Annotated in this window: 10 protein-coding genes; 3 read left to right on the top strand and 7 right to left on the bottom strand. The window is 70.4% G+C overall.

Features of this window, described 5'->3' with window-relative positions; genetic code table 11:
• Positions 1-6 precede the first annotated feature (6 nt).
• The 5 genes from ccoN to IPG61_05345 form a co-directional block, all read right to left on the bottom strand.
• A complete protein-coding gene (gene ccoN / locus IPG61_05365) occupies positions 7-2,466 on the bottom strand; it encodes a cytochrome-c oxidase, cbb3-type subunit I (GenBank protein MBK6733506.1) in 2,460 nt (819 codons plus the stop codon).
• A gap of 76 nt (positions 2,467-2,542) precedes the next feature.
• A complete protein-coding gene (gene ccoS, locus IPG61_05360) occupies positions 2,543-2,797 on the bottom strand; it encodes a cbb3-type cytochrome oxidase assembly protein CcoS (protein MBK6733505.1) in 255 nt (84 codons plus the stop codon).
• On the bottom strand, positions 2,788-5,232 hold the full coding sequence (locus IPG61_05355; protein ID MBK6733504.1) for a heavy metal translocating P-type ATPase metal-binding domain-containing protein: 2,445 nt from the start codon (positions 5,230-5,232) through the stop codon (positions 2,788-2,790). The genes ccoS and IPG61_05355 overlap by 10 nt, the downstream gene beginning before the upstream one ends.
• A gap of 121 nt (positions 5,233-5,353) precedes the next feature.
• Positions 5,354-6,532: a hypothetical protein gene (locus IPG61_05350; GenBank protein ID MBK6733503.1), complete on the bottom strand. Its 1,179-nt coding sequence runs from the start codon at positions 6,530-6,532 to the stop codon at positions 5,354-5,356.
• A 246-nt stretch (positions 6,533-6,778) separates the two neighbouring features.
• Complete coding sequence (locus tag IPG61_05345) at positions 6,779-7,531, bottom strand: sulfite exporter TauE/SafE family protein (protein ID MBK6733502.1); 753 nt, start codon at positions 7,529-7,531, stop codon at positions 6,779-6,781.
• 85 nt (positions 7,532-7,616) lie between these two features.
• Between IPG61_05345 and IPG61_05340 the strand changes: the two genes are divergently transcribed.
• The 3 genes from IPG61_05340 (at position 7,617) to IPG61_05330 (ending at position 11,651) form a co-directional block, all read left to right on the top strand.
• A complete protein-coding gene (locus tag IPG61_05340) occupies positions 7,617-9,728 on the top strand; it encodes a glycosyltransferase family 39 protein (protein MBK6733501.1) in 2,112 nt (703 codons plus the stop codon).
• 501 nt (positions 9,729-10,229) lie between these two features.
• Positions 10,230-11,183 carry a 4-hydroxy-3-methylbut-2-enyl diphosphate reductase gene (ispH, locus tag IPG61_05335; GenBank protein MBK6733500.1) on the top strand — a complete coding sequence of 318 codons (954 nt, stop codon included), beginning with the start codon at positions 10,230-10,232 and terminating at the stop codon, positions 11,181-11,183.
• Between the two features lie 132 nt (positions 11,184-11,315).
• The gene (locus IPG61_05330) at positions 11,316-11,651 is read left to right on the top strand and encodes a winged helix-turn-helix transcriptional regulator (GenBank protein MBK6733499.1); all 336 of its coding nucleotides are present in this window, start codon (positions 11,316-11,318) and stop codon (positions 11,649-11,651) included.
• Positions 11,652-11,680: 29 nt separating this feature from the next.
• Here the strand turns inward: IPG61_05330 and IPG61_05325 are convergent, their stop codons facing one another.
• Together IPG61_05325 and IPG61_05320 are read right to left on the bottom strand one after the other, a co-directional pair.
• Positions 11,681-15,220, bottom strand: a complete 3,540-nt coding sequence (locus tag IPG61_05325; protein MBK6733498.1) for an AAA family ATPase — start codon at positions 15,218-15,220, stop codon at positions 11,681-11,683.
• Entirely contained in the window at positions 15,201-16,544 is a 1,344-nt protein-coding gene (locus IPG61_05320; protein MBK6733497.1) for a metallophosphoesterase, read from the bottom strand. The genes IPG61_05325 and IPG61_05320 overlap by 20 nt, the downstream gene beginning before the upstream one ends.
• Positions 16,545-16,666: the final 122 nt, after the last annotated feature.

Genomic DNA, 16,666 nt, shown 5'->3' with positions numbered 1-16,666 from the left:
ATCCCCCTACTGACCGGCCGGCGTCGTCGCCAGCGCGGTCACTGTCGTATCCGCCGGTGCGGTCGCGGGCGCCGGCGCGGGCGCCGGGACCGGCGGTGCCGGCGGCGCCGGCTCCAGCGGCTGCGGGCCACGACCCAGGCGCTGCAGGTAGGCGATGACCGCCGCCATCTCGCTGTCGGGAGACAGGGTCACGCTCTTGGCCGCCAGGTCGGCGGTGATGAGCCGGGCCTGGCTCGCGTAGCGCTGCTCGGCCAGGGCCAGGTCCTGCTCGGTGTACGGCACGCCCAGCTTGGCCTGCACCGACATGCGATGCTTCACCGTCGCGGGGTTCACCGTCGCCGTCTTGAAGTGCTTGTACGTCGGCATGTTCGAGGCCGGCGACGTCGACCGCGGGTCGGACAGGTGCAGGTAGTGCCACAGGTTGTCGTACTTGCCGCCGACGCGCGCCAGGTCCAGGCCCGTGCGCTTGCTGCCCCACTGGAAGGGATGGTCGAGCAGCGACTCTTCCAGGCGCGAGTATTCGCCGTAGCGCAGCACCTCGTGCCGGAACGGGCGGATCATCTGGCTGTGGCAGGTGTAGCAGCCCTCGCGGATGTAGATGTCGCGGCCGGCCAGCTCCAGCGGACTGTACGGCTTCTGCACCCACTTGGCCGTCTCGGCCAGGGTCGGGTCCGCGGCGATCATCTGCTCGGTGATGTTCAGCGGCACCTTGTTGCTGGCCATGACCGTCGGGATGATCTCGACCGCGCCGCCGACCAGGATCGCCAGCAGGGCCATGATCGTGAACACCAGCGCGTTGCGCTCGACCAGCCCGTACCAGTAGCCCCAGCGCTTCTGCTGCAGGCCGTAGGAGATGATCATCGCCACGCTGATGACGATCAGGAGCGCCAGCACCACCGGGCTCAGCATGGTGCCCGAGGCGCCGAACCAGACCGACAGCACGATCAGGCCGATCATGAACATCATCGGGGCGCTGGTCAGCAGCTGCCAGGCGCCGACATTGTCGCCGGCGGGCCGCCGGGCGGGCACCTGCACGCTGACGGTGACCGGCTTGCCCTGGCGGGCGGTCATGATCAGGTTCCAGACCAGCAGGAACGAACCCAGGAAGAACAGCACGCCGCCCATCAGGCGCGTGTGGTACATGGCCGTGCTGTTCGAGAGGCCCTCGATGAAGTCCGGGTACTTCAGGAAGCCTTCGGCGTCCAGCGCGCGCCAGAACAGGCCCTGGCTCACGCCGCTGACCCACATCGAGACGACATACATCAGGATGCCGATGGTGCCGATCCAGAAATGCAGCTCGGCCAGCTTGTTGCTGTAGAGCTTCGTCCCGTACAGGCGCGGCACCAGCCAGTAGAGGATGCCGAACGTCATGAACGAGTTCCAGCCCAGCGCACCGCCGTGCACGTGGCCGATGATCCAGTCGGTGTAATGGCCCAGCGCGCTGACGCTCTTGATCGACAGCAGCGGACCCTCGAACGTCGACATGCCGTAGAAGGTGACGGCGACGACGAAGAACTTGATCACGGGATCGGTGCGCAGCTTGTCCCAGGCGCCGCGCAGCGTGAGCAGGCCGTTGAGCATGCCGCCCCAGGACGGCGCCCACAGCATGATCGAGAAGACCATGCCGAGGGACTGCGCCCAGTCGGGCAGCGCCGTGTAGAGCAGGTGGTGCGGGCCGGCCCAGATGTAGAGGAAGATCAGCGACCAGAAGTGCACGACCGACAGGCGGTACGAGTACACGGGGCGCTCGGCGGCCTTCACCATGAAGTAGTACATCAGGCCCAGGGGCGGCGTAGTCAGGAAGAAGGCCACGGCGTTATGGCCGTACCACCACTGCACCAGCGCGTCCTGCACGCCGCCGAAGATCGGGTAGCTGTGCGTCAGGCTGGTCGGCAGCTGCAGGTTGTTGACGATGTAGAGCACGGCGATGGTGACGATCGTCGAGATGTAGAACCAGATCGCCACGTAGAGGTTCTTCTCGTTCCGGATCGCCAGCGTCCAGAAGAAGTTCACGGCGAAGATGACCCAGACCACGACGACCATCAGGTCGATGGGCCAGATCAGCTCGGCGTACTCCTTGCCCTGGGTGAGCCCGAGCGGGTACGAGAGCGCGGCGCAGACGATGATGAGCTGCCAGCCCCAGAAGTTGGCCCAGCTGAGCATGTCGTTGGCCATGCGCGTCTTCAGCAGCCGCTGCGTTGAATAGTAGATGCCGGCGAACATGCCGTTGCCGACGAACGCGAAGATCGCGGCGTTCGTGTGCAGCGGGCGCAGGCGCCCGAAGCTCAACCACTCCAGGCCGAAGTTGGCCTGCCAGAACGAGAGCTGAGCGGCGACGATCACACCCAGCAGGAAGGCGACGACGCCCCAGACCACGGTGATGGTCGAGAAAGCTCGCACGATCGCATCATCGTAGACGACCGTCTTCATCTGCGTGTTCGTGGCGTCCAGATTCGAGGCTGCCATGTGGAGCACCTTCCTCCTTCTTCGCGTGCGGCAATCGGATCACTGCGGGGTGCGCGCAGCGCGCGCCGAATGCGACCTACGCCGGCGGCGTCGGCGCGCGTTCATCCCCGGCAGCATTGGAACCCAATCGGTCCAATTTGTCATCCCCATTCCGGGGGTCAACTTCTTTCGTCCTGTTGTCTTGTTTCGATCCGTCATCATCGGCCAGCGGAAGGATCGACAGACGTTCTTCGTGGTCGAAGTCGCCGTCGCGCAGTCTCGTGAAAAAGAAAATGAGACCCGCTATCACTAGCGAGAGGCTGAAGAAGACGAGAACGATAATCACATCCATGATGAACCTCGCGACACCCGCACCGCCGTCAACGTCACGACGGCGAGCGAACTGGCGGGCATGAAGATGGCCGCGGCCACGGGCGTGACCAGGCCGGCGGCGCAGCAGGCCACCGCCACGACGTTGTAGACGATGGCGATGACGAGGTTGTCGCGCACCACGCGGCGCAGGCGGCGGGCTTCCCACAGCGAGCGGCCGATGGCGGCGATGCCGTCACCGAGGAAGAAGAAGTCGGCCTTGCCGGGCAGCACGGGGCGGTCGACCGCCGGCGTGGCGGCGCACCAGGCGGCGGCGAAGCTGGGCGAGTCGTTCAGGCCGTCGCCCACCATCAACGTGTCGTGGTTGTCGAGCGCCCGGACGCGCGCCGCCTTCGCCTCGGGGTCGAGGTCGCCCTCGGCGCGGTCAGCGGGCAACCCCAGCGCGGCGGCGGCGCGATCAACCTTCACCTGGGCGTCACCGCTGAGCAGGTACAATTCATAGCCGGCGCGCTTCAGCGCCGCGATCTCGCCGGCAGCGTCGGCCTTGAACTCCTCGGCCGGCGCCAGCGTCGCCAGTGCCTGTTTGTCGCGTGAGAATACGGTCACGCCGCCGGCACCCTCGCTGCGAGCATTGTCGGCTCCGCCGGCTGCGAATGCCGGGCGCCCCAGGCGCCAGGTGCCGTCGTCGAGGCTCAGCTCCAGCCCCTGGCCTGCCACCTCGCGCAGCGTCTCGGCGTCCTCGCCCGTGAACGTCGCCTCGCCGTCGGCAACCGGGCCGAGCGCGGCCGCCACGCAGACGCTGACGGGATGGTTGCTGCGCGCGGTCATGTGGCGCAGCACCGCGCGGTCACGCGCGCCGAGGGCCGCCAGCGCCGCCGCGCCGGCCTCGTCGAGCACCAGGCGCCCCATCGTCAGCGTGCCCGTCTTGTCGAGCAGGATGCGCCGCACGGCCAGCGCCTTCTCGAGGAACGACGGCTTGCGCACGAACACGCCGGCGCGGCGCAGGCGATGGAGCGTCAACTCCTCGGCCAGCGGCGTGGCCAGGCCCAGCGCGCAGGGACAGGTCACCACCAGGATGGCAATGGTCACTTCCAGCGCGCGCGCCACGTCGCGTCCCACCCACAGCGCGAAGCCGCCGGCGGCCGCGACCAGCACGGCGGCCACGTACCAGCCGGCGATGCGGTGCCACCACTGCGGGCGGAACTGTTCGTCGGCAATGGAGGTGGTGCGCAGCAGGTCGTTCAGGCGGCTGTCGGCGAAGGCCTCGGCGGCCGCGACGGCGAACCCCTGCGAGCTGGCGTTGAAGGCGCCGGCGGGAATCGCCTCGCCGGGCTGGAACGTGACCTGGCCCGACTCGCCGGTGATCCAGTCGAGCGCGGCCTCGGTCGGCCGCCGCAACAGCAGGCCGCGCACCGGCAGCAGGTCGCCCGGCGCGATCCACAACTCGTCGCCGAGGGTGATCATGGCCGCGCCGACGGCCTCGAGGCGCCCGGCGCGCACGCGCTTGACGGTCAGGTTCTCGGCGCCGCTCGACTCCAGCAGCGAATTGCGGTTGCGCTCGAGGATGTGCTCCTGCGCCCAGCGTCCCACCAGCATCAGGGCGATGAACGCGCAAAGGCTGTCGAAGTAGGTGGCTTCCATGCCGCCGGTCACCCAGGTGTAGACCGAACCGGCGTAGGCCAGCGTCATGCCCAGGGCGATGGGTACGTCGAGGTGCAGCACGCCGCGTCGCAGGCCGGCCAGCGCGCCGCGATAAAAGACACCGCCGGCGGCGACGAGCGAGATGGTCGCCATGCCGAAGCTGAGCCAGCCGAAGAAGGTGTAGAGCAGGCCTTGGTCGAGGCCGAGGTAGACGCTGACGCTGAACATCATCACGTTCATGGCCATGGCGATGGCGATCGCCATGCGCATGATGAGCGACCGCGAATGTCGCTGCACGCCCTTGCGCGCCGGTCCCAGCCGGTAGCCGAATCGTTCCAGTTCGGCAAGGAACGCCTTCAGGTCGCCGCGCGCGGTGTCCCAGGCCATCTCGACCTTGCCGAGGGCCGGATTCAACCGCACCTGCACGCCGGCCGGCTGGCGCCGGAACAGCTCCTCGATCAGCCACACGCAGGCTGCGCAGTGCACACCCTGGATGTCGAGGTCCAGGCGCAGGACGCTGTCGCCGGGCGCGGCGGCGGCACGTTCCTCGACGATGCGGTCGAGCCAGGCAAAGCTATCCGCCCGCAGCGAGGCGGCCGGGGCCAGCGTCGACGGCTTCAGGTCGTAGAAGCGCTCGAGGCTTGCCGCGTGGATCAGTTCCCAGACGCCGGCGCAGCCGCGGCAGCAGAAGGGTCCTTCGGCGGGTTTCCAGTGGCGGCCGAGGGCGTTGCCGCAGTGCAGGCAACGGCCGGAACGCGCAGCGCGTGTCCAGTCCTCCGACCAATCGGCGGGCAGGTCGACAGGTTCCGTCTTCATGGTCGCGCCGCGAGGCTCCGGGTTCGGAAAAGCCACCGTCGCGCAAGGAGTTGCGCAGTCAGGACAGGGGTGGTCCTGTCCATATTAGGCCGCGCCGCCGAAGGGGTCAACCGTGGCGGGATCAGGGACCGACCGGGTTGTCGGGATACGGCCCGTGCCGCGAAGGGTACCGGCCGGGCTCGGGCCCGTCGCCGTCGTCCTTCGCGTGGCACTTGTTGCACAGCGAGCGCTGGCCGCCCACGAAGCTGTACCCGCAATAGCGGTTGGCGATGTCCTGCGCCGAGGCGCCGCCGTCGCCCGCGCGGGGGTGCGAGTCGGCGGCCGGGAAGGTGGCCCCGAAATCCCAGCGCCCGGCGTCGGCGAACGGCGAGGCGTGCGCACGGTGGCAGCTCAGGCACATCACCTGGTCGGCGCTCGTGGGGCCGGTCGTCATGTGGGCGGGGTCGACGGTCTCCAGGTCGATGGCCACGGCTTCGAACGGCACCAGGCCGGAGTACGAGGTGGCCGCGTTGCCGCCGTCGGGGTCGGCGGTGCTCACGTAGCGGTTGTAGTTGTCGGCGACCGACCCGGTGAGCGCGACACCGGCCGGGTGCGTGAACCAGGAGCCGTCGTTCACGTGCATCGTCGTGTGGCAGTTGGCGCACCAGGCGCTCATGCCGCTCTTGTAGACGGTGTGCCGCGTGTTGGTCTCGTCGCCGCCGCCGCCGGCCAGCGTCGTGCCGCCGGTGCCGACGGCCAGGGGCGCGTTGGCGACGAAGGTGAAGCGCTGGCCATCGCCGTAGGCCGGGCCGAGCTCCGAGCCGTACAGCATGCGGAAGTTGCCGTTGCCGTGCGGATCATGGCAGCTGGTGCAGCCGAGGCGGTTGCCGAGGAACAGGCCGCCCGGCGCCGTGTCCAGCAGAGGGTCGGGCTCGATACCGTAGGCGCCGCTGACGACGTTGTGGCCATGGCTGGAACCGGCGCTGACCGCCGCAGCGCCCGACGGCGAGGTCCAGGTGAACGTGCGCGTGAGCCAGTGGAAATCGCCGCCTGGGCCATAGCCGCTGCCGCCGGCCATCTGGCCGCGCGTCGCGTGGCAGCGCAGGCAGGTATCGGTCGCGGAGCCGTACTTGAGCAGGCCGGGGTTGCCGCCCGGTGTCCAGCCCGGGGCCGGGCCGCCGTCCTGGCTGGCGTGCATGGTATGGCAGCCGCTGCAGGCGGCGACGCCGCCGGAGTGGAAGGCGAGGGCCGGCGCGGCGACACCCAGCGTCACGATGACGATGGTGATGACGGCGAAAAGGATCGAGCGGAATACAGGCATGGAATTCCCCTGCGCGCGAATGCGTCAGTCCGTCTGGACATGTCATTCCGGAGGGCGAAATCCGAAGCGGATTGCTGTGACCGTTCGGGCCACGGAGGCAATGCGCTCGTCAAAAACTCTATCACGATGAGGGCGTATTTGCAAAATAATTGATCCCTCAGTGCATAATATAGTGAATTGATCCTGTTTCTGGAGCGTCGTGATCGAAAAGGTGCGGGCGACCCGTCAGGCCGCCCGCTGGACCGGTCAGAACAGCGGCACGAACCCCCAGCGGATCTCGCGCACCAGCCCCACCAGCTTCCCCGCGCGAAACAGGAACTCGAGGCCCATGAACACGACCAGGATGGCGGCGGCCAGGTTGAACCGCCGCTGCAGCGCAGGAGCCAGCCGGCCCGCGCCGAGGCCCACGGCGAGCAGCACCGGCACCGTGCCGAGCCCGAACATCGCCATGGTGCCGGCGCCATGCAGTGGCGTGGGCGCGGTGAGGGTCGCGGCGGCCATGGCGTAGACCGGGCCGCAGGGCAGGAAGCCGTTGGCCACGCCCAGGAAATAGCGGCCGGCCATCGACGAGGTGCCGGCCAGGGCCATGAACCTGCCGGCGATGAACTGGCCCAGCCGGTGGTTCTGCAGCAGGTGTCCGGTGGGCAGCCAGCCGCCGAGGCCCAGGCCCATGAGCACCATCAGGGTGCCGGAGAAGCCGAAGATGGCCGCGCGTATCGTCGGCGACGGGCCTTCGGTGTGGGTCACGGTCATCAGTAGGCCGAACAACGCGCCGATCAGCGCGTACGCGTTCAGGCGTCCCAGATGATAGAGCAGGAGGCCGGGCACCAGCCGCGTCAGGCGGCTGTCGGTCCTGCCCTGCGCCAGCGAGAACGTACTGATCAGCGGTCCGCACATGCCCAGGCAGTGGCCCAGGCTGGTGGTCAGGCCGACACCCAGCGCAGCCCACAGGGTCAGGGTCGCGGCGTGGACTTCGGCAACGGGACTGCAGCAATCCATGGAAGGCCTCCCAGCGTCACCAGCGGTGACGATGTCAATGACGGCGAGGAGCGTCAGGGACGGCGAGGAGCGCGAAGCATAGGCGATGGCCGCCGTGAGGGCAAAGGATGGTCGCCGCCTTGACCGTCGCGCAGCCCGGAACGTATGCTGCGCCCGCGCGGCCGTCGTGGCCGTGCCCATTCCCGACAAGACATCCAGTTCCCGAGAGGACATCGTGGCCGGCACCCCGCGCAGCAGGATCCAGGCATCGAGCCGGGCTTTTCCCTGGCAGCAGGCCGCCATCGTCGCGGCGGTGGCGCTCGTCGTGCGCGCCCTCTTCTGGCTGCCTGCCTCGCGCTCGCTGTTCATGCAGACGCCCGTGGTCGACGCCTCCTTCTTCGATATCTGGGCGCGCGCGCTGGTCGATGGTCGCGAGTTCCAGGCACAGGCCTTTTTCAAGCCGCCGCTGGCCGCGTGGGTGCTGGCCGCGCTGTATCGCCTGGGCCTGGGCATGCACGGCGTACTGGTGCTGCAGCTGGGCGTGGGTGTCGTCACCTCGGTCATCACGTTCGCCATCGCGCGGCTCGCGTTCACGCCGCGTGTCGCGCTGGCCGGCGCCATCGCCGCCGCGGCGCTGCCCATCCTGCCGTTCTTCGAGGCGCAGATGGTGGCCGAGGCGTGGACCACCGCGTTGGCCCAGGGCGCCCTGCTGCTGTTCCTGCTGGGCACACAGGAGCGCGCGCCGCGCACCGTGCAGAAACTGGCGGCGGCCGGCCTGCTGCTGGGCCTCGCTGCGCTGGGCCGGCCCAACGTGCTCGTCGTCCTGCCGGTGCTGGCGGCCTGGTTGTGGTGGCAGGGTCGTGCGGGAGCGCGTGCCGCATCGACGCCGCCGTGGTTGCGCCTCGTGGCGCCGGTCGTCGCGGGTTGCGTCCTGGCGATCGCACCGGCCACGCTGCACAACCTGCGCTACGGCGAGTTCGTGCCGGTCAGCGCGAACCTCGGCGTGAACCTGCTGACCGGGCACAGTGACCAGGCCGACGGCGTCTCCGCCATCCCCGTCGGCGTGCGCTGGGACGGGCTGCAGCTCGAGGCGCGGCAGCGCGGCGCCGTCACGCCGGGCCGATTCTCGGACCTGACGACGCGCGATGCGCTGGCCTGGGCGCTGAAGCACCCCGGTCGCGAGCTGCAGCTGCTGGGGAAGAAGGCGCTGTTGCTGTTGAACGCAGCCGAGGGCCGCAACAACATCAACCCGCGCTGGCTGGCCGAGAAGGAAGGCGTGTTCGTGCTGTCGCGCTGGTGGCCGGGCACCTGGCTGCTGCTGCCGCTGGCCGTCGCGGGGCTGGCGCTGGCGCCGCGGGGGCCGCAGGCGCGCCTGCTGGCCTGGCTCGTCGTGGTCCAGGCCGCGGCCATCCTGCCGTTCTTCGTGGCCGCGCGGTTCCGCGCGCCGCTATTGCCGCTGGCGGCGCTGTTCGCGGCCGCCTTTGTCGCGCAGTTGCCGGTGTGGCGGCGCGAGAACCGTCGCCAGTTCGCGCTGGCGATCGCGCTCGCGATGTCGCTGCTCGCGGTCGCGAACATCGACTGGTTCAGGCTGCGCGACGACCGCTGGCTGGCGCCGGACCACTTCAACCTGGCGTTGATCCACTCGCGGCCCTACGGCGGTCGCCAGCCCGATGCGGAGAAGGCGGGCGAGCACTTCCGTCGCGCCGTCGAGCTCGATCCCGCCGATGTCGATGCGCACGAGCGCTACGGCGCCTTCCTGCTCACACGCGCCCGCCCCGAGGTGGAGCGCGCCACGGCGCTGGTGGCCGCCGGTCGCGCGGCCGAGGCGCAGGCCATGATCGCGCAAGCCATGCCGCTGCTCGAACAGGCGGGTCGTCACCACGCACGCGCCATCGAGTTGTATCCCCGTTCGCACCGCTCGGCGCTCAACCTGGGCCTGTGCCGGCTCTGGCAGGGTGAACTGGCGGTACTGCATCTGGGACCCGAGCCGACGCCGGCGGCGGAGCCCGCCGCGCTGGCGGCGCTCGAAGCCTATGCGCAGGCGGTGGGCTCACTGCAGTTGGCCACGCGCATCGACCCTTCGTGGACCGAACCGAGGCAGGCGCTCGCCGATGTGCGCCGCCGCGCGCTGGCTGTACCCGCGTTGACACCGGCGGTCGAGGCCTCGCGCCGGCGCTTCGAGAGCCTGGCCGGCGCGACCGGAGCGGGGGCTCCCTGACGGATCCGTCCGCTTCGTCTGTGAAGTTGTTGTCCGGCAGGTGACATCGGGGCTCCGGAAAGCGAACCGGCCCCGCAGAGCGGGGCCGGTCCAACGGCATGCCGGTGGGGGATTGGAGGGAGATACCGACAGGCCGCGAGTCGAGGTGGTGTCGTTCTGATCACGACTGTCAATTAGGATATGATCCACGCAACAGAAATGCAATGAAATCTTGGGGTGATCTTTAGATTATTTTGGTATTTGGTATGATTCCCGATCTCAATCGTCTCGTTCTTGCGATGATTAATCGCGCCGGAATATCGATTACGGCTGAATCCACAGTGATTTGCAAGACCTTCACGCGGCCCTTCGGGGCGACGCACGGGAGCGGGGAACGCCGGGCGTTTCCACGTCGCCCGGCCGGGCCTATCTTGGGCGGCGCCACGTTCCCGGTCGTCGTCCGCGGGGGTTTCCCCGCAGGGCGGCGGAGGCGCCACCCCAACCGCCCCGAAAGCGAATCCGATGACCGCACCTGCCGAGCGCCGCCTGTTGACCGTCCAGCCGCGTGGCTTCTGCGCCGGCGTGGAGAGGGCCATCGAGGTCGTCGACCGCCTGCTCGAACTGCACGGCACGCCGCTGTTCGTGCGGCGCGAGATCGTGCACAACCGTTCCGTGGTCGAGGACTTCCGCGCGCGCGGTGTTGTCTTCGTCGACGAGCTGGACGAGGTGCCCGACGGCGCCACGGTCGTCTTCAGCGCGCACGGTATCGCGCCGACGGTGCGCGAGGATGCCGAACGCCGCGGCCTGCAGGCCATCGACGCCACCTGCCCGCTCGTGACGAAGGTGCACCAGGAAGTGCTGCGCCACGTCGATGACGGGCGTCACATGATCCTCATCGGGCACGCCGGCCACGACGAGGTGCTGGGCACCATGGGCGAGGCGCCCGGCCACATCACCCTCGTGACGAGCGTTGCCGACGTGGCATTGCTGCCCTTTCCCGACGGCACGCCGCTGGCGCTGGCGACCCAGACCACGCTCAGCGTCGACGAGACGCACGCGATCGCCGCTGCGCTGCGCGCCCGCTACCCGCAGCTGGTCGAGCCCGCGCGCAGCGACATCTGCTACGCCACCCAGAACCGGCAGGACGCGGTGAAGGCCCTCGTGGACCTGGGCATCGGCCACCTGCTCGTCGTCGGTTCGACGAACAGCAGCAACAGCCGGCGCCTGTGCGAGGTGGCGATCAACCTGGGCGTGCCCGCCACGCTGATCGACGGACCCGCCGACCTCGACCTGGCCTCGCTGGCCGACGTTGCCGTGATCGGGCTGACGGCCGGCGCCTCGGCGCCCGAGCACCTGGTGCAGGCGGTGGTCCGGGAATTGACGGCGGCCGGCTGGGCCGAGGAGCCGGTGCTGGCGATGCAGGAAAATGTGCGCTTCCAGCTGCCCCCCGAGCTTCAGGCACCGCGCCGGAACTGATCCGGTCGCCGGGTTTACGGACTGCTGTGCGCGATATATATTCATGTTAGCAGCCAATGGACCGGGCCGGATCCGGCCGGGCCGGCTGCAGTTGCGCGCGTGCCGGCAAGGCGGCGGAAGGCGAAGGGGCGCATGGATCGCAAGCTATTTGAACTCCAGGCCGAACTCTGCAAGACCCTGGCGAACCCGAAGCGTCTCGAGATCCTCGAGATCCTCAAGGAACACAGCGAGATCTCGGTCAATGAACTGGCCGAACTGCTGGAGATCCCGAAGGCGAACACGTCGCAGCACCTGGCCGTGCTCCGGCAGGCCGGCGTCGTGGCCACCCGCAAGGACGGCATCAACGTCTACTACAGCCTGCGCTCGACGAAGATCTCGGAGGCCTGTTCGCTCACGCGGCAGATCCTGCTGGAGCGGCTCGAGGCGCATGTGGGGCTGTCCGACCTGATCCGGCGCGGCGGCGACTGAGCCGTCGACGGCTGCATGCGTTTGATGCGCTAGCCCTTCGCCGCCGAGGCGGCTTCCCACCAGCGCGCCACGCAGGCGCGGATCTCGGCCACGTTGAGACGAGCCTGCGTCGGATCACCCGTCCTGCCCGGTTCAACCGTCCTGCCCAGGTCACCCAGCACCCGCACCAGCACCGCCTCGCGGTCGAACGTCGCCCGTTCGTCCAGGGCGCCGGTCTCGCGCAGGTGCTGGAGCAGTTGTTCCGCCTTCCGCTCCTGGAGCCGCTTGACGTCCGCGAGCTGGGCGGCGAACGCCACGGCATCGCCATTTACACGTTCGAGCAGTTCCAGCACGGGGCCGCGCATCGCTGTCGTCACCGCTTTCGAGTTGTCGATGTCGGTCGGCGTGACTGCGTGCCCACGCCCCACGCGCCAGTGCGCGAGAAAAGAGGCCATGGCCCGCGCCCGTTCGCGCAGCCGCGTTGCCGTCGCCTCGTCGAGTACGCCGGCGTCGATCAGGTCGTCGGCAGCGGCCAGCAGCGGGCCCACCCGGGCGGCGCCGCTCACCACCAGTCGATGCAGCAACGGGCCGTCGTCGACGAGGAGCCAGTCGATGTGCTGGGCGCCGGCTTCGTGTCGCGGGTCGAACGGCGGCACGCCGATCTCGCGGCGCCACGCCGCCAGGCCTTCGGGCCCGGGCCCCGGAACTGGCAGGTCGGCAGGCGGCGGCGGCGCCAGTTGCGCGGTCGTTGCCGCACCAGCCAGGCGTCGCGCCCTGGCCAGGTCGATGAGCTTTGCCGGCGGCAGTCCACGCTCCACGAGAGCGCGGTCCCAGGCCGCCGCATCGCCGGGCTGGCTGGTCAGGTAGAAGACCTGTCGGCCCTGTTCGCGAGCCAGTTCGCCCAGCGCGGCGGCCACGGCGGCGAAACGCCCGGGGTCGGTACTGGTCAGCGCTTCGTCCAGGAACAGGGGAAGCGGCTCGTCGTCCTCCATCGCGGTGATGAACGCCAGCCGCACGGCCAGCAGGAGCTGCACGCGCGTGCCGTCGGAGAGCTCGGCCAGCGACTGTCGACGGCCCAGCGTCTCATCGACGGCGGCAAACGTCGGCTCACCTCCCTGCCCGGACGTCACTTCGAGGCGATGGCGACCCTGCGTGAAGCGCCGCAACAGTGCTGTCGCGTTCTCGAGCACGACCGGTCGCGCCGTCGAAGCCTCTTCGGTGCGCAGGCCGGCCAGCAACCAGTCGGCCAGCGCGGCGCGACGTGCGGTAACGTGTTCCTCGGCGAGCTTATCTCTTGCGCGCTCGAGGTTCGACAGTGCCACTTCGAGTCGTCGTTCGGCGCCGGTTGCGGCGAGCTCGGTCTCGAGCGCGGTGATGCGCTGCAAGAGCTCACGCTCGCGCGCGGGGGCATCACCCGCGGCGTCGAGGCGTGCCTGCAGCGCTTCGCGCGGATGGGCCAGCAGCGCGGGATCGGCTGCCTCGGTCCGCGCAGCCAGCGACGCCCGGGCCGTGTCGCGCGCGGCGACGGCCTGCAGCCAGCCGGCATGAGCACCCGCGAGTGCCGCCAGCTCGGCGTCACCGCTGCCATCGGCAGCCATGCCCAATCTCGCGCGCAGGCGCACCAGATCGTCGGCAGCTGATCCGCGTCGCCGCATGGCCTCGGCCAGTTGCTCGCGCAACCCTTCCACGGTGCGATCAACGCTCGCCTGGTCGTCGAGCCGTTGCTGCCAGCGGCGCACGATGGCGGCGGCCGCTGCCGGGTCGGCCGCCGACTGCTCGCCCGCCGCGGCCAGTACTTCCTGCACGCGCAGGGCGCGCTCGGCTTCGTTGGTTGCGCGTTTGGCGTGTTCGGCCATGGCGCGCGCAACGTTGCCATCGGCTTCGCGCAGGCGCGCGGCTGCCTCGGCATCGTGCAGCACGCCGCGTCCGCTCAGTTCAGCGCCAAGGCCGCACTCGTGCCTGAGCTTCGTCGCTTCGGTTTCGAGTTCCCGCAGGCGGGCGTGGGCGCGCTCGCGCTCGGCCAACAGCCTGTCGCGCCAGGCCGCCACGAGTTCACGTCGCGTTCCCGCTTCCTTCAGTCGGTCTCGCGCGGCCAGGGCGGCGACGGTGTCGGAGGCGGCGACCGCACGCTCGGCTTCGACCATGCCGGCGGCGGTCAATGCGTGTCGCGCCGCGTCGGTGCGCCGGGAGTGCCGGGTGCGCGCACGCAGGGCGCCCGCGGTGCCCACGGTCCCGGCCGCGATCAGGACCATGCCCACGAGCAGGGGCAAGGGAGCGATGCCGCCCGCACGCGCCAGCGCCGCAGCGGTCAGCAGTGCGGCGCCGGCGACGACCGCGGCCAGCGGCCACCAAAGGGACGCCGGCCTTGAAACCAACCACGATTCGAGGGCCGCGACGGCGGAAGCGGTGTCGGTGGCCGTGGTGGCACCAGAGTCAGGTGTCGCGCCCGTGTTCGAGGCGGAGCCTTGGGGTGAGCCGCTCCTGCCGTCGGCGAGCAACCGCTCGCTCAGCAGCGCGTCCGCCGCGTTCAGGCGTGCCCGGGCTTCTTCCGCATCGACGAACAGCCGGGCCAGCCTGGCCAGCGACTCGCGATCCGGGCTGCCGGCCGCAGATGGGCCCTCGTCAGCCGCGCCCCGCAGCCTGGCGGCCGCGTCCTCGCGCTGGCTGTGCGCGCCCGCCAGGTCGACCGCAGACGATTCCAGCCAACCGGCCGCCTGCCGCCAGGCGTCGAGCAGGCTGTCGACAGCCGGGGGGAACGGCGGCACCGGCCCCAGGGCTTCACGACGTGCCACTGCCTCATTGAGGCGACGGGTGCAGGCCGCCAGTTCGGCCTCGGCCTCGGCCAGCCGCTGCAACGCTGACTGGTGTGCCTGCGGATCCTCCGGACGGAACGCCGCCAGCGCCGGTGGAAAGGCCGTCATTTGCGCGGTTGCCGTCGCCAGAATGTCGCGCGCATCCAGGACCGCCAGGGCCGCGCGCAGCGCCTCGGCGTCGCGCCCCTGGGCGGCGGTGGCGGCCAGTTCCGTGCGCCAGGCGTCGAGTCCGCGTTGACGCTCGTGAAGGTCGCGCTGGTGGCGTTCCTGTTCGTCGCGCACCAGTGCCGCCTGGCGCCACTCCTTCAGGCGCCGGCTCGCCAGCGCAGCGGACGAGCGGAACAGGTCATTGCCGGCCAGGTCCAGGTCCACGCCGCCGGTCATCTGGCGGCGGATCTCGGCGGCAAACGCACGGTCGCGTCCGGGGCCGCGTTGTTCGACCAGGTCCGTCAGCCCCAGTTCGTAGCGGCTGCGCAGGTGGTCGTCCGGCAGCCTTGGCGCCGCTGTCGGCTGGCCGCCGCGCAGCCACTCGAAAGCGCCGTCCGGCCGACGCACGGCGACACGCTCACCGCCGGTGTCGACAAAAGTCGCGGCGAGGAACTGTCGGGCAGCGCCCGGCGTGTTCTTCGGCCAGAGCAGTCCGTGCACGGCGCGCGCCAGCGAGCTCTTGCCCGAGGCATTGGGGCCGACCACCACGTTGATGCCGGGCGCCGGCTCCAGGGTGAAGCGGCCGTCCAGTCCGGGCAGGCTCTCGATGTCAAGCCGGGTCAGGCGCACGATCGCCTCCCTTCGACGCGCGCAGGTGCTCCAGCACCGCGCGCGCGGCGGCAAGGATCTCGCGACTGACGGTCGCATCGTCGCTGTCGGCGTCGAGCGGGGAGAACGACGGTTGCGCATCGATGTCGGCCAGTCGCCCGCGCGCCTCGCGCAGCATCGCCGCACGCCAGGCAGCGGGGTCGGCCACGCCCGGTACCACCGGGGCGCCTTCCAGGGCCAGGATGCGCCGCGCGAGCAGGCCCACCGGGTCGGCAGTCCCGGCCAGCGAGGCCAGGTCCAACCGCTCCTGCACGTCGACTTCGAGCTTCTCCAGGAAGCAGGTCGTGCTGCCGACGCTCAGGCAGGCGTCCGGACCATCGACCAGCACGGCGGCAGCCCGGCGCACCGTCGCCGGCTCGGCGACTGCGCCGCGCAGGGTCAGGCGCACGCCCACCGCCAACGCCTCGCCGGGACCGCCCGGCATGGACAGTACGGCGTCTTCCATGGCGCCGCGCACCAGCGTGGGCAGGTCACGGGCCGGCGCCTCCGCCGCGCCCACATCCAGTGTCGCTGCCAGCCAGGCGAGCGGCGCCAGCGGCAGCCGCTGCAGTTCAAGGCGGCCGTCGCCGCCGATCCGTGCCAGCACCGGGCCGTGGCGGCCGGTCTCGGTCGGATCCAGGCCGGTGAGCGAACCGAGGTAGAAGGGGCGGCCGTCGACGGGCGGCTCGTCCGGACGGTGCACGTGGCCGAGCAGCCAGGCGGTGTAGCCGGTCGCCGTGAGTCCGGCGCCGGCAACGGGGGCGTAACGGCTGCCGGGCACGTCCAGGTCGCCGTGCAGCAGGCCCAGCGTCACCAGGCCCGGCGCCGCAGGCGGCGGCGGCGTCTGCAGCGGACTCGCTTCCCAGTGCGGGGCCGGGAACGACCAGCCCACCAGGCGCACGGGCGCGCGTCCGGCCGGCGCCAGGTCGAGCGCGCTCCAGGTGCCGCCCGCACCCAGCAGCGTGATGCCGCCGCGCCGGGCCAGGTCGGGCAGCACGCGCGTGTCGTGGTTGCCGGCCACCGCCACCACGGGAATGCGCGCGGCGGCCAGGATCTCGAGTCCCTTCGCCAGTTCGTTCGCGCCCTCGAACAGGTCATTGGCCCCGTGCACGACATCGCCGGCCAAGGCCACCGCATCGACGCCCAGGCGGACGGCCTGCCCGGCCGTGCGCAACCACGCGGCACCGGGCCCGAGATCCGACAGCGGGGGCAACCGGCCGCCCATCACCTCGACGGGCACACGCGCCGGCAGGCGACCGAGGTGCATGTCGCCGACGAAGAGGATGGTGGTGTCGCGCTCGGCCAAGGAGACCCCCACCGGGGATGGAACGGGCGCGCCGCAGACAGGCGCGCCGACCCGGAACGGCCAGTATGGGGCGGGTGCGGCGGCAAGTAAAGTCCGGCTGGAGGGGCTATTCGACGGGTCTA

The sequence above is a fragment of the bacterium genome (assembly GCA_016703265.1).
Lineage (GTDB): Bacteria > Krumholzibacteriota > Krumholzibacteriia > LZORAL124-64-63 > LZORAL124-64-63 > CAINDZ01.
The sequence above is the reverse complement of the archived record's forward strand: the minus strand, read 5'-3'. Positions and strand labels throughout refer to the sequence as shown.

Excerpts from the sequence above, each read along its gene's own strand:
- IPG61_05350 (MBK6733503.1), bottom strand. The coding sequence starts at position 6,532 with ATGCCTGTATTCCGCTCGATCCTTTTCGCCGTCATCACCATCGTCATC.
- IPG61_05355 (MBK6733504.1), bottom strand. The coding sequence starts at position 5,232 with ATGAAGACGGAACCTGTCGACCTGCCCGCCGATTGGTCGGAGGACTGG.
- IPG61_05345 (MBK6733502.1), bottom strand. The coding sequence starts at position 7,531 with ATGGATTGCTGCAGTCCCGTTGCCGAAGTCCACGCCGCGACCCTGACC.
- IPG61_05330 (MBK6733499.1), top strand. The coding sequence starts at position 11,316 with ATGGATCGCAAGCTATTTGAACTCCAGGCCGAACTCTGCAAGACCCTG.
- ccoS (MBK6733505.1), bottom strand. The coding sequence starts at position 2,797 with ATGGATGTGATTATCGTTCTCGTCTTCTTCAGCCTCTCGCTAGTGATA.
- ispH (MBK6733500.1), top strand. The coding sequence starts at position 10,230 with ATGACCGCACCTGCCGAGCGCCGCCTGTTGACCGTCCAGCCGCGTGGC.
- IPG61_05340 (MBK6733501.1), top strand. The coding sequence starts at position 7,617 with ATGGCCGCCGTGAGGGCAAAGGATGGTCGCCGCCTTGACCGTCGCGCA.
- ccoN (MBK6733506.1), bottom strand. The coding sequence starts at position 2,466 with ATGGCAGCCTCGAATCTGGACGCCACGAACACGCAGATGAAGACGGTC.